This window comes from Allohahella marinimesophila, from assembly GCF_039538005.1.
GTDB lineage: Bacteria > Pseudomonadota > Gammaproteobacteria > Pseudomonadales > Oleiphilaceae > Allohahella > Allohahella marinimesophila.
This window is the reverse complement of record NZ_BAABBO010000009.1, coordinates 64,802-77,835: the sequence shown is the minus strand read 5'-3', so window position 1 is coordinate 77,835 and position 13,034 is coordinate 64,802. Positions and strand designations below refer to the sequence as shown.

The window sequence follows — 13,034 nt, the reverse complement described above, 5'->3', positions numbered from 1 at the left end:
CTCAGGCCACTTCGTGGCCTCGGGCCGCCTCCAGCAGGCTGAACCAGAGCTCTCTTGGTAGCTCAGCATCGTCTACAGCGAAAGCTTCCTGAATTCGCTCAGGTTTCAACGATCCGAGCACAGGGATAGGGGCTCCGGGAATCCGCCCGATCCAGGCAATTGCGAGCGCTGTCGGTGACATCCCGGTCACTGCATGAGCGTCGGCCAGTGCGCGCCCTATCGTCCCCTGCATGAGGCGTCCAGCTGCCAGTGGAGACCACGCCAGCCACTGAAGTCCGTCGCGAAGCTGGGCTTCATGCGTGCCATCGAAGAGCGCCTGGCTGGTCAGCAGCGACAGCTCGCTTTGATGGTAGACAAGCGGTAGCCTGGTATTGTCCTGCAGCCAGCGCCACTGCTCCGGCAGAAAATTGGAGACACCAATTCGGCTGATCTTGCCTGCGCTGACCGCATCTTCCAGTGCCTGCGCCAGATCTTCAGTATCGGCGAGCGGATCTGGGCGATGAAGCAGAAACGTGTCGATCTGGTCAACCTTGAGCCTGGTCAGCGCATCATCAATGACTCGTCGAAGATGAAAGCCGGTACCCCGGTAGTGTTTGATACGCCAGGGTGAGCTGTCCTGATTGGGCAGTATGATCGAAGCCTTGGTGATGATTCGAACCTGTTGCTGCAAAGCAGCATCGCTCTGCAGAGCGGCGCCGAACAGCAGCTCACAGCGTCCATCACCGTAGATGTCAGCGTGATCGAAGGTGTCCAGTCCCTCGTCGAGTCGGGCGTGGATCCATCTGGCCAGAGCCGCCGGTGATGTGAGTTCCGGATAGTCGAACAGTCTCATCATGCCCAGGATCAGTTTGGGCAGGGGTGGGCCTGAGATGACAGTTCGTCTGGTAGGCGTCATTTCTGATCCTGCGCAAAGGCCACGATAACTCTATCGGTGCCCCTGTCAGTCTCTAATGTGCGAGCAAAGGTGTAAGGCTGTTGATCGAGCATCTGATGTACGCCAGCACCGATTGCCGGATGTCGATCGCGGAACTGACCGAGCTTGCGCCAGTGTTCCAGCATCTCGACCTTGTCACCAGCTTCGATGGCTGCCCAGTTCATGTCCGAACGCGTGCCCTGGTGGGGATCGGACCCGGTCGGTCCGAACTCTCGCCCGCTTTCATCGCCGTAGTAAATCTGCACCGTGCCCGGCAATAACAGCAGGGTGGACGCAGCGCGTTTCTGCAGCTGAGGATCGTCATGCATCTGGCTGAACAGGCGCGTGTCATGAGAGGACAGGTAGCTCATGACATTGAAGGGCTGGTCGCCGTGCAACTTCTGCGCATAATCGGCAAAGACCGGCTCCAGATTCGACAGACATCTGGCGCCATCACGCGCGCTCTCGCTCTGGAAGTCGAAATTGATGACGGCGTCGAAGCCACTCTGAAAGTATTCGCTGCGGGTGACTGAGTGCGGAAACACCTCGGCGACCATCCAGAAGTCTTCGGCCGGCAGCGGCTGATCCGGGTTGGCAGCTCTATACTCGTCGAGCGCCTTCTGACCAGCTGCCTTGAGGCCTTGCCAGGCTTCAGGCTCGACGTGCTTGGCGGTATCCACGCGGAAGCCATCGATGCCATAACGGCGCACCCAGTCGGTCAGCCAGGTAGTCAGGTAGTCGCGGACCGTGGCGTCCTCCAGGTTTTGAGCGCCCGTATCAGTCTTGTCCTGCAGGAAGACCGGCAGGTCGACAGGCTTGTCCGCCTCGGTCTTGAAGTCAGGCAGGAAAGCGAGCGAGCCGCGACGCTCGTCCATGCGCACCGTTGGTGGGTTGTCGTAGTCAGCGATGCCGGCCCGAACCCAGTCCTTGCCCCACCACTTGCTCCAGTCGGCATGATCGTAATCGAGCAGGGCATGGTAGGCGTGGTAATTTTCGTAGGATTCTGGTGCCCAGTCGCCCCAGTTTTCGGGCAGGTGCTGTGCGAAGCCGTCCTGTAGGCCGCCGTAATTGAAGGTTTGCATGTCCTGGAGTGTGCTGTAGCCCGGGTGATTCATGACCACATCCACGAGTACACGGATATCGCGGCTGTGCGCTTCCTGAATGAGCGTCTTGAGCTCTGCCTCGGTGCCAAAATTCTCGTCCAGCCGGGTAAAGTCGAGGCCATAGTAGCCATGGTAGGCATAGTGCTTGAAGTCACCACGGTCGCCGCCGCCGACCCAACCGTGGATCTGCTCGAAAGGCGGTGTGATCCAGACGGCATTGACGCCGAGTGCTTTCAGATAATCGAGTTTCTGTGTCAATCCCACTAGATCGCCGCCATGAAAGGTGCCGATCTCTTCCTCGCCGTCTGGTTTGCGGCCATAGCTATTGTCGTTGTCCGTTCGTCCATTGGCGAAGCGGTCTGTGACGACGAAATACACGGTTGCACCTTTCCAGGTGAAGGATGCTGTGGTGTTTTCGACAGGTTCGAGCAGGAGCAGGCCTTCTGCCGTAGCGGCTGGTGTCATGGTGACTTCGCCGTCAACGACCTCAGCCCGCATGCCGGAATAGAAGTCCCGGACCCACTCGCCGTCCTTGAACACCTCGCCTACCGACACGGTGACCGGGCCCTCACTGGCAAGGCAGATACCGTCTGCTTCGACTGGACTGTCGGTCGGCGGTGCGGGTGTCGCCACCGTCTTCGCTGGCGCTGGCGTCACACGGAAATGGGGGGCATCACCCTGATCAAGGCGAATCTGATAGCGGCCATCACGCGGCAAGGTCATGGTGTAGCGACCGTCGAGCGTCTCGATGGGGACCTTCACGAAAGGCTTTACTGGCTGCGCCGAGGCCTGGCTATCGCCCCCGAAATCCAGCGTCAGCGTACCGGCTGAAAAGCTGCCTGTCGCTCGTCGAGACTCGTTGTCACCGTCCGTATACTCGAGTTCGACCTCCCCCTGATCGGTGCTGGCGCTCACCCATTGGTTGGGGTAAGGGCCCGTACTGGCGCAGCCGAGCAGGGCGCTGAGTACGACGACCATCAATACGAGAAAGGGGTACTTGAATGCGGACGACAGCATGGGGCACGGGCTCCGGTTTATTATGGTTATGTCTGCCCTGATACCGTAAATACTGGGTGGGGGCAAATGGATGCAGCCTCCATCAGAACAAAAAAACCGGGTATTGAGTAGGTGGAAATCACGCTCAACCCTACTCCCCCAATCTACGCCTCGGGTATTAAAATCAGGGCTGATGCAGTCTCGGCGCTTTTCGCGGAGCATTCGGGGTATTCGCAGCAAATTTAAGCGTTCTGACCGGCATTGAATCAGACCAGCGATTGTTTGGCACTGGCACAGGCCGAAAACAAGAATAAGCACTCATCAGAGGTAAAGCCACATGACTCCACGTTATTTCATCTGCAACACTATCGCCGCTTCATTGCTCACACTGGGCGCCATCGCCCCCGTCCATGCCGAGATCGAAGAAGGCAAGCTGGTCGTCTGGATCAATGGCGACAAGGGCTATAACGGCCTGCAGGAAGTCGGTGAGTGGTTCACCAAGGAAACCGGTATTCCTGTCGAAGTCGCGCATCCCGACAGTGCAACCGACAAATTCCAGCAGTCAGCCGCTACGGGGAACGGCCCCGATATCTTTATCTGGGCGCACGACCGTCTGGGCGAATGGGCCAAGAGTGGTCTGATTGCACCGCTGAGCCCTTCGAAAGCCGTCAAGGACCAGATCTTCGATTTCACCTGGGATGCCGTCTCCATCGATGGCAAGGTCTACGGCTACCCAATGGCGGTCGAGTCGATCGGCCTGATCTACAACAAGAAGCTGGTCGCCGAAGCGCCCAAGACCTTCGAAGAAATTCCAGCGCTGGACGAGAAGCTCGCAAAGGAAGGCAAGAAGGCCATTCTGTGGGACTACAACAACACCTATTTCACCTGGCCGCTGTTGGCCGCCAATGGCGGTTACATCTTCAAGGACACCGATAAGGGCTATGACGTCAAGGACACGGGCGTCAATAACGAGGGTGCAAAAGCCGGCGCGAAGGTCTTGGCCGATCTGATCGAAAAGGGTGTGATGCCCCGTGGCGCAGATTATGGTGCGATGGATTCACGCTTCAACAAGGGTGAGCTCGCGCTGATGATCAGCGGTCCCTGGGCCTGGGCCAACCTCGAGAAGAGTAACATCGACTTTGGCGTCACGACGCTGCCAACCATTAACGGCAAGGCACCCAAGCCCATGGTCGGAGTCATGGCGGCTACGCTCAATGCAGCGAGTCCGAACCGCGATCTGGCCATCGAATTCCTCGAGAACTATGCGCTCTCTGTCAAGGGCCTGAAAATGGTCAACGATGATGTGCCACTGGGCGCTGTCGCCAACAAGGCTTTGATGGAAGAGCTGTCCAGTAATCCTCACATCAAGGCGACCTTCGAAAACGCCCAGCTTGGCGAACCCATGCCCAACGTGCCTGCAATGGGCGCGTTCTGGTCATCGATGGGACCTGCGCTGCAGAACATCACCGCCGGACGCCAGTCTGTCGATGATGCGCTCGATACCGCGGCCAAGCGCATTACCCGCTAGGCCACGTGCCAGCGCTCTGTAGATGAGGGAGACAGCTTGCGCGGGTTGGTGCGCGAGTCTGTCGACGATCCAGCCAGAACACCATTCTTCCCTGTTTCCTGCCGATGCCTGCAAGGCAAGAGGCAGGGCCGGTTCGGATACATCAAGCTCCCGCATCAGCCGTTAACAACGTACACTCAGTGGAGCAGTGCCTCACCATGTCTACTCAAGCGCTTTCCCATTCGGACTTTGCCAGCAGGCCGACCATGAAGCGAAGCATCATCAAGTTTGGTATCGCAGCCCTTATCATTGGGCTGGCGCTCTATCTGATCCTGGCCCTCTATGCCCAGGGTGAGTTCGTGTTCGCACTCTTGTTCCTGGTGCTGACCGGCTTCGCCGTCTTCGTCTTTTTTGACAAACGGCTCTATGCTCATCGCTATATCTATCCGTCCCTGGCGGGGATGACGCTGTTCGTCATCTTTCCGCTGCTGTACACCGTGGGTATTGGCTTCACCAACTACAGTGCGGATAACCTGCTCAGCTACGAGCGCGTGCAGCAGAACCTGCTCAGCCGAAGCTATGAGTCCGGATCCACTCGATACCAATATCAGCTTTTCGAACAGCCCGAAGGCTATGTCGTCTATCTCGAAGGCCCCACTGAGACCTTGCGATCGGCGCCGTTTTCACTGGACGCTACCGAGCCATCCGATCCCGTTCCTGTTACTTCGACTACCGATGCGCCGCTGGGTGAACCGCTGGCACTGCGTGATATTATCCAGTTGCGAAGTGCGCTAGGCGAGCTCGTGCTGGCCACCGAAGACGGCAGCGAGCTGCGACAGGCCAACTTGCGTGCCTTTGCTGCAGTGCACCCGCTGTACAGCTTTGGTCCGGACCAACAGCTGGTGAACAATCAGACTGGTATCAGCTATATCCCGAACCACGACACGGGGTTTTACGAAAGCGCAGAAGGCGAGCGTCTGGCACCAGGCTGGTCCGTTACCATCGGCTTTGGCAACTACCTCCAGGTGCTCACTGATCCGGGCATCCGTGACCCCTTCCTGCAGATTTTCCTCTGGACGATCGTCTTCGCGGTAGCCACCGTTATCTTCACTCTGGTGCTTGGGCTGCTGCTGGCAAACCTGCTGCAGTGGGATCAGATCAAGGGTAAAGCCTTCTATCGCACCATGTTCATACTGCCGTATGCCGTGCCAGCGTTCATCTCGATTCTCGTGTTCAAAGGTCTCTTCAACCAGAACTTCGGTGAAATCAACCTGATACTGGAGAACGTGTTCGGCATCCGTCCGGACTGGTTCAGCGATCCGGCGCTCGCCAGAACGATGATCCTCATCGTCAACACCTGGCTGGGTTATCCCTACATGATGCTGCTGACGATGGGTCTGCTGCAGGCTATACCGCGTGACCTTTATGAAGCGTCTGCGATGGATGGGGCAGGGCCAATCAGCAATCTGCTTAATGTGACTTTTCCGCTCATCATCAAGCCGCTGGTGCCTTTGCTGGTCGCGAGCTTTGCGTTCAACTTCAACAACTTCGTGCTGATCGCCCTGTTGACTGGTGGTGCGCCGGACATCATCGGCGCGGGTACACCGGCTGGTACGACCGACCTGCTGGTGAGCTATACCTACCGCATTGCCTTCCAGGATTCAGGGCAGAACTTCGGCCTGGCTGCAGCGATTGCAACGATCATCTTCCTGCTGGTGGGCGCCTTATCGCTGCTCAACCTCAAACTGTCCAAGATCAAGGTATAAGGAGACCACTATGGCCATGGTTCAACCCCCATCGACCAAATACCGTGTGTGGGCCTCCCACCTCGGCATGCTGTGTTTTATCGCCATCATCCTGTTTCCGCTGTTGATGGTCATCTCGATCTCGTTCCGCAGCGGTAACTTCGCGACGGGTAGCCTGTTGCCGGAGAATCCGTCGCTGGAACACTGGTCACTCGCGCTGGGCATCCCCTATACCGAAGCTGATGGTACCGTGCGTCAGCCACCATTCCCTGTGCTTCTGTGGCTGTGGAACTCGATCAAGATCGCGGTCGTGTCGTCGATACTGATCCTGTTGCTGTCCACCACGAGCGCCTACGCCTTTGCGCGCATGCGCTTCGGTGGCAAGAGCTTCATCCTCAAGTCCATGCTGATCCTGCAGATGTTTCCGCCGGTGCTCACGCTGGTCGCGCTGTATGCCCTGTTCAACCAGATCGGTAATCACGTCAGCTGGCTGGGCCTGAATACGCATGGCGCCGTTATCGTGGCATCGCTCGGTGGCATGGCCCTGCATATCTGGACCATCAAGGGCTATTTCGACTCGGTCGATCGTTCACTGGAGGAAGCTGCTGTGGTCGATGGCGCGACGCCCTGGCAGGCCTTCCGTTACATCCTGCTGCCCCTGTCGGTGCCTATCCTGATGGTCGTGTTTATCCTCGCCTTTATCATGACCATCATGGAATACCCCATGGCATCTATCCTGCTGGTGGATACCAACAAGCTCACCCTGGCGGTCGGGGCGCAGCAGTACCTCTATGAGCAGAACTATTTGTGGGGCGATTTCGCGGCGGCTGCCGTGTTGTCAGGTTTGCCGATCACGTTGGTGTTTCTCTACTGCCAGAAGTGGATAGTCGGCGGACTTACCGCGGGTGGGGTGAAGGGCTAACTGCCTAAGCCAGGCAAGCATTACAGGCGGCTCAGGCCGCCTTTTCAATCCCCGCGTTTCATCTCCCGCTTACCCCTCTCTGACATCACCAAATCACAGGCAAAAAAAGGTGATGATCATCAGACCATCACCACAAGCTCATCCCGCCTGAACAAGCTAAAACTTAAAGATCTACGCAGGGCTCCTTGTACAGACGGTGACAGGCGTCACCGTTCTCACGGAACAGATGACACTGGCGGGCGCTGAGGCCAAGCGCCAGGCTTTCACCTTCCTGTACCGGATTGCCACCGCTCGTACGCATTGTGAGCACCGAATCGACACCCTCCACATCCAGATGCACCAGCGTCTGGTAGCCCAGTCGCTCAACTACGGTCACCATGCCGTTGAATACCAGCTCGGCCTCGTCAGCAGAAGTGAAATGCTCAGGACGAATGCCCAGCGTGAGCTTTTCACCCGCGGTCACTTCCGAGCCATTTACGGCCAGCTTCAGGCTCATACCACCCGGCAGGTTCACCGTGACATGCTGGCTATCGCTGTCGAGCGCTGTGCAGGGAATGAAATTCATATTGGGCGAGCCGATGAAGCCAGCTACAAAGCGTGTAGCCGGGTAGTGATACAGTTCGAGCGGCTTGCCAATCTGCGCGATACTGCCCTGATCCAGCGCGACGATCTTGTCGGCCATGGTCATGGCCTCTACCTGATCGTGGGTCACGTAGATCATGGTTGCGCCGAGGCGCTTGTGTAGCTTCGAGATCTCGATACGCATCTGCACACGCAGTGAGGCATCAAGGTTCGACAGCGGCTCGTCGAAGAGGAAGACCTTGGGCTCGCGCACGATAGTGCGGCCGATGGCCACACGCTGGCGCTGACCGCCGGAGAGGTCCTTTGGCTTGCGCTCGAGCAGCGGCTCCAACTGCAGCAACCTGGCTGCCTCCGTAACCCGACGATTGATTTCCTTCTTGTCAGTCTTCGCCAGCTTCAGACCGAAAGCCATGTTCTCCGCGACGTTCATGTGCGGGTACAGGGCGTAGGACTGAAACACCATGCCCACTTCCCGATCCTTGGGCGCGAGGTGATTGACCTTCTGATCACCGATGAAGAGGTCGCCTTCGCTGATCTCCTCGAGGCCGGCGATCATTCTCAAGAGGGTGGACTTACCACAGCCTGAGGGACCGACGAAGACGACGAATTCGCCGTCTTTCACGTCCATGCTCACATTCCGTGTGACTTCGGCATCGCCGTAGCACTTGTAGATATTTCTAAGGGTGACGCTGGCCATATCCTGATTCTCGCTGTCTTGTTCTTATCTAGGCTCAGTTATCGCCAACTGTAGCGATACCGGCGCCGTACGCTGGTAAACGAACCTGACCCTGCTGCCATTCGCCGGACTCGACGCCTGGGCCATCGGTCACTGTGCTGACCTTCTGGCTAATCGGTATGGTGACCGGTTTGGCAGTCATGTTCAGCGCGATCAACAGATGTTGGTCGCCCATTGTACGGCTGTAGAGCAGCGTATCGGCAGGGCTATCGTGAAACTCGATGTCGCCCTGTGTCAGCGCTGGCTGACGGCTTCGCCAGGCCATGAACTCGCGGTAAGCCTGCAGTACCGAGGTCTCAGCGGCCTCCTGAACATCCACAGCCACGTTGTAATGCGCATGATGCACTGGCAGCCACGGCTTGTTGTTGGAGAACCCGGCATTGATGAGGTCCGGTTGCCAGGCCATCGGCGTGCGGCAGCCATCGCGGCCCTTGAACTCAGGCCAGAAGTTGATGCCGTAGGGGTCGACGAGATCCTTGAATGTGAGCTCGGCCTCGGTCAGTCCCAGCTCTTCTCCCTGGTAAATGCAGACGCTGCCACGCAGTGTCAGCAGCAGGGTCATGTACAGCTTGATATGCGCGTCAGACTGCGCCTGCCAGCGTGAAGCCACTCGCTCGACATCGTGGTTGCCAATGGCCCAGCATGGCCAGCCATCGGTCATCTTTGCTTCGATGCTCTCGACGGTTTTGCGGATGAACTCGGCGCTGTGCTGCTCGGTCAACAAATCGAACGAGTAGGCCATGTGGAGCTTGTCGCCACCAGCGGTGTAATCAGCCATGACCTGCAGCGAGTTGTCGTCACCGATCTCACCCACGGTCGTCGTGCCCGGATACTCTTCCAGCAGCGCGCGAAAACGCTTCAGGAAGTTCAGGTTTTCAGGACGGGTCTTGTCGTAGACGTGGCTCTGGTAGGCGTAGGGATTCTCTTTGCGCACGCCCATCGAGCCATCTTTGGCTTCCTCACGGGCTGGGTTGTCGCGTAGCTTCTGGTCGTGGAAGCAGAAGTTGATGGCGTCGAGACGGAAGCCATCGACGCCGCGGTCCAGCCAGTAGCGGACGTCCGCCAGCACCTGCTCGACGACTTCCGGATTATGGAAGTTCAGGTCAGGCTGACTGGCGAGGAAGTTGTGCAGGTAATACTGCTTGCGACGGCTGTCCCAGGCCCAGGCAGAACCACCGAATACGGAGAGCCAGTTGTTCGGTGGCGAACCATCGGCTTTAGGGTCCGCCCAGACATACCAGTCGGCTTTCGGGTTGGTGCGATTCAGGCGGCTCTCGGCAAACCAGTGATGCTGATCGGACGAATGGCTCAGCACCTGGTCGATCATGATCTTGAGGCCGCGCTTGTGCGCTTCAGCGAGCAGTGTGTCGAAGTCTTCCAGGGTACCGAAAATTGGATCGACACCGCGATAGTCGGAGACGTCGTAACCGAAGTCCTTCATCGGGGAGGTAAAAAAGGGCGACAGCCAGATGGCGTCGACATTGAGGCTGGCAATATAGTCCAGCTTCGCCGTGACACCTGGCAGGTCGCCAATACCATCACCATTGGAATCGTAATAACTTCGGGGATACACCTGGTAAATAACCGCGCCGCGCCACCAGTTGGGATTCTTTTGCATCTTGCCTCTCTTGTCCCGCGCCGGAAGCGACAGGCTTGTTTTTATGAGTGCTTTGATGGTGACGGCTGGCGGGTCTGAGTTCATCCTCCTGCCGTGGATTTTGCTGGCGTAGAGGGGGGGAGGGTGAGGGGGTAGGTGTTACTCCCCCTGAATCTTGCTCAACAGATCACGCGCCAGTTCGATGGCCTCCGAGCGCTTGGTGATGTTCTGCTTCTGATACAGGCTGCGGATATGCGTTTTCACGGTGGTGCCAGCCACCTTCAACTGTTCCGCAATCTGGTCGTTCGATAGCCCGGCGTGGATCAGACTGAGAATCTGCCATTCACGACGGGTGAGCGGCGAGGTGCGGATCAGCTCGGGAACGTCAGGCCGGTTGATGATGTCCTGGATGATGGCTTCATCCAGGGTGATGCGGATGGACTTGCTGAAGTCGCGCTGTTGCTTGGCGAGCTGAATGAGCCGTTCAGCCCGCTGCAGTTCCATGCCTTCGATGCGCTGCTCATTGATGAGCGCTTTCAGGATCACGATGAGCACCTTGCCCATGCGCAGGAAGCTGCCGACGGCACCGGTGGTGCTGGCAAGTCTCAAGGCTCGAGCAAGATGGTACTGGGCCTGCTCGCGGTCTTCCTTTTGCCAGTGCAGCTGCGCCAGTGCGATGTGATTGCGGTTGAGATCGGTTTGCAGTCCGAAGCGTTCAGCTACCGTCTGCAGGCCTTCCAGAATCGGCTGTGCCTTCTCGAGTTGCCTCAGGCTGATATAAGCCCGCGCCCAGTTGCGCGCGTTGCACTGCTGGAAGTGGTTGGTAGCCGTTTCGACGGTATACGCTGGTGCGATGGTGAGCCAGCGCTGGACAGACTCGGTGTCCCTGACAGCCTCCCAGTACGCCAGCATGGTGGTGTGGGCGTTGGCGAGCCAGTCGAGATGATAGTCCCCGCAGGCGAGCATCTTCTGGATCTTCTGCACATAGTCGGCTGAAAGACTCTGACGGCCGCGAGACTGAGCCACCTTGGCCAGTGAAATATAGCTCTGCACGTACCAGCGTTCACCCTGCGCTTCGAGGATTTCAATGCCCTTGAGCGCGCAGGTTTCAGCGTTGTCCAGCAGGTGCCATTCCCACATGATCTGGCTACGGATACGGTGCAGGAACTCGAGAATCGGCAGCTGGTACAGCTGATAGTCCTCGACATACTGGAAGGCACGATCCTGGATGTTGTAGGCCTTCTGCAGGAAGCCCTGGGCCACACTGATCTCGGATTGCTGGCACAGTGCCCAGAGCACGTTCTGATGCGCCCCGTGAGCCCGTGCCATCTGCTCGGTTTCCTGCATCCGTACCAGGGCATCCTTCAGATGGCCCTGCACAAACAGGGCTTCGCCCATCACTGAAGCCGCGGCCACCTTTGAGGTCGGGAGATAGCGGGCTTCATGATCCAGCGCCTCGTTCGCCAGCGCGAGGGCACGGGAGGAATCGCCATAGTTCATCGCGACTTGTGCCCGCACGGCACTGAACTCACTGTGCATGGTGCGCAAATCGTCTGCACTAAGGTTCTCTTCAAGTTTGGCCTCGGCTGCGGCCAGCCAGGCTTCCACTTCGTCAAACTTGTACTGGCTCTGTGCCACCCAAGCCCTCAACAGAGTCAGGATGGGTTCATTGGCGACTATGCTGCGATCGAGTGCGTCCAGACAGCGTTGTAGCATGGTGAACTGGCCCTGGGTAAAGAAGGCACGCCCCTGATCCAGCAGTATGTGCGTGATACGACCCGCATCGCCAGCAATAACGGCATGTCTTGCGGCGTCTTCATATTGCTCTAGTTCGAGCCAGGCATCACTCGCGCGCTGATGCAGGTGTAACACCTGCTCATGTGTTGAACAGCTCAGCAGATGCCGGAGATAGGTCGCGAAGAGGGGGTGGTAGCGGAACCAGAGCCCACTGCTATCCAGCGGAATCACGAACAGTCCGAGATTGAGCAAACTGCTGAGCAGCGCCTGGCCATCGCTGTCGTCAGTGACGCGCATGACCATGAAGGCATTGAAGCGATCGAGAATGCTGGTCCGCAGCAGGAAGGTGCGTTGTTCTGGCGTCAGACTGGAACGCAGCAGTTCGTCGAAATAATCGAACAGGTGCTGGGAGCCCTCCTGCAATTGCTCGACAAAGTTGTTGAAGTCGATACTCGTCGGGGCGCTGCTAGCCAGTAACTGGAGAGCAGACACCCAGCCTTCGACTCGTCTCACCGCACGTTCGATGCTTTCCCGTGAGACCTCGTAGCGCAGACGCTGCTCGAAATAGATCTGGGCCTCATCGGCGGAAAAGGCGAGATCCCTGGCGTTCAGTTCCAGCATGCGGCCCTGCATGCGCAACTGAGCGGTGCCAATCGGTGGCAGGGTTCTCGTCAGCAGCACCAGTGTAACGTAGGGCGGCAGGTGACGCAGGAGGAAGCGGACTGCCTGGTGAATCTCCTGGTTGCTGATGAGGTGATAGTCATCCAACACCAGATACAGGGGCGCACTGTCGAGCGGCAGTTCCGCGAGCAATTCGGTGAGGAAGTTCTGAATGCTGTCGAAGCCGGTGGAGGCCAGGGCGTCCAGCGTGGACTGACAAATCCCGGGCCTGCATCTATCCAGCGCCTGGGCCAGATAGGCTGCGAACTGAGCGACATTGTTGTCCTGTGCATCCAGCCGATACCAGGCGGCGTCCGCCTGGAGTGCAGCGATTCGTTCAGCCATGGTCGTCGTCTTGCCATAGCCCGAAGGTGCATGCACGAGCAGTAGCCCGACAGGCTCCGTTTCATGCAACTGGTCGCTGAATTTCTCCCGCGCCAGCAGTCCGGTGGGGGGTGTTGGCGGTGAAATTTTGGCGCCGATCAAGGTACGGCGACCTGGCTGGATTATTGTTGTCATAAGTACATCACAGTAAA

8 protein-coding genes are annotated in these 13,034 nt (G+C 58.0%); 3 read left to right on the top strand and 5 right to left on the bottom strand.

Features of this window, described 5'->3' with window-relative positions; translation table 11 throughout:
• Window position 1: 1 nt before the first annotated feature.
• Entirely contained in the window at window positions 2-895 is an 894-nt protein-coding gene (locus tag ABD735_RS09010; protein WP_344805527.1) for an aldo/keto reductase, read from the bottom strand.
• Window positions 892-3,033 carry an alpha-amylase gene (locus ABD735_RS09005; RefSeq protein ID WP_344805525.1) on the bottom strand — a complete coding sequence of 714 codons (2,142 nt, stop codon included), beginning with the start codon at window positions 3,031-3,033 and terminating at the stop codon, window positions 892-894. Before ABD735_RS09005 ends, ABD735_RS09010 begins: the two co-directional genes overlap by 4 nt.
• A 316-nt stretch (window positions 3,034-3,349) precedes the next feature.
• On the opposite strand from ABD735_RS09005, the gene malE reads away from it, so the two are divergent.
• The 3 genes from malE (at window position 3,350) to malG (ending at window position 7,186) form a co-directional block, all read left to right on the top strand.
• Window positions 3,350-4,540 (top strand): maltose/maltodextrin ABC transporter substrate-binding protein MalE, encoded by a 1,191-nt coding sequence (malE, locus tag ABD735_RS09000; RefSeq protein ID WP_344805523.1) that lies wholly within the window; start codon window positions 3,350-3,352, stop codon window positions 4,538-4,540.
• 197 nt (window positions 4,541-4,737) lie between these two features.
• Complete coding sequence (gene malF, locus ABD735_RS08995) at window positions 4,738-6,285, top strand: maltose ABC transporter permease MalF (RefSeq protein ID WP_344805521.1); 1,548 nt, start codon at window positions 4,738-4,740, stop codon at window positions 6,283-6,285.
• Window positions 6,286-6,295: 10 nt separating this feature from the next.
• A complete protein-coding gene (malG, locus tag ABD735_RS08990) occupies window positions 6,296-7,186 on the top strand; it encodes a maltose ABC transporter permease MalG (protein ID WP_344805519.1) in 891 nt (296 codons plus the stop codon).
• A gap of 163 nt (window positions 7,187-7,349) precedes the next feature.
• Here the strand turns inward: malG and malK are convergent, their stop codons facing one another.
• The 3 genes from malK to malT all read right to left on the bottom strand — a co-directional run bounded on the left by malK (window position 7,350) and on the right by malT (window position 13,017).
• Window positions 7,350-8,465, bottom strand: a complete 1,116-nt coding sequence (gene malK, locus ABD735_RS08985; RefSeq protein WP_344805517.1) for a maltose/maltodextrin ABC transporter ATP-binding protein MalK — start codon at window positions 8,463-8,465, stop codon at window positions 7,350-7,352.
• 34 nt (window positions 8,466-8,499) lie between these two features.
• Window positions 8,500-10,122 (bottom strand): alpha-glucosidase, encoded by a 1,623-nt coding sequence (locus ABD735_RS08980; protein ID WP_344805515.1) that lies wholly within the window; start codon window positions 10,120-10,122, stop codon window positions 8,500-8,502.
• Window positions 10,123-10,260: 138 nt separating this feature from the next.
• Window positions 10,261-13,017 (bottom strand): HTH-type transcriptional regulator MalT, encoded by a 2,757-nt coding sequence (gene malT, locus ABD735_RS08975; RefSeq protein WP_344805513.1) that lies wholly within the window; start codon window positions 13,015-13,017, stop codon window positions 10,261-10,263.
• Window positions 13,018-13,034: the final 17 nt, after the last annotated feature.

What these genes read in the sequence shown, in the direction of transcription:
- malG (WP_344805519.1), top strand. Translation starts at nt 6,296, where the DNA reads ATGGCCATGGTTCAACCCCCATCGACCAAATACCGTGTGTGGGCCTCC.
- malT (WP_344805513.1), bottom strand. Translation starts at nt 13,017, where the DNA reads ATGACAACAATAATCCAGCCAGGTCGCCGTACCTTGATCGGCGCCAAA.
- ABD735_RS08980 (WP_344805515.1), bottom strand. Translation starts at nt 10,122, where the DNA reads ATGCAAAAGAATCCCAACTGGTGGCGCGGCGCGGTTATTTACCAGGTG.
- ABD735_RS09010 (WP_344805527.1), bottom strand. Translation starts at nt 895, where the DNA reads ATGACGCCTACCAGACGAACTGTCATCTCAGGCCCACCCCTGCCCAAA.
- malF (WP_344805521.1), top strand. Translation starts at nt 4,738, where the DNA reads ATGTCTACTCAAGCGCTTTCCCATTCGGACTTTGCCAGCAGGCCGACC.
- ABD735_RS09005 (WP_344805525.1), bottom strand. Translation starts at nt 3,033, where the DNA reads ATGCTGTCGTCCGCATTCAAGTACCCCTTTCTCGTATTGATGGTCGTC.
- malK (WP_344805517.1), bottom strand. Translation starts at nt 8,465, where the DNA reads ATGGCCAGCGTCACCCTTAGAAATATCTACAAGTGCTACGGCGATGCC.
- malE (WP_344805523.1), top strand. Translation starts at nt 3,350, where the DNA reads ATGACTCCACGTTATTTCATCTGCAACACTATCGCCGCTTCATTGCTC.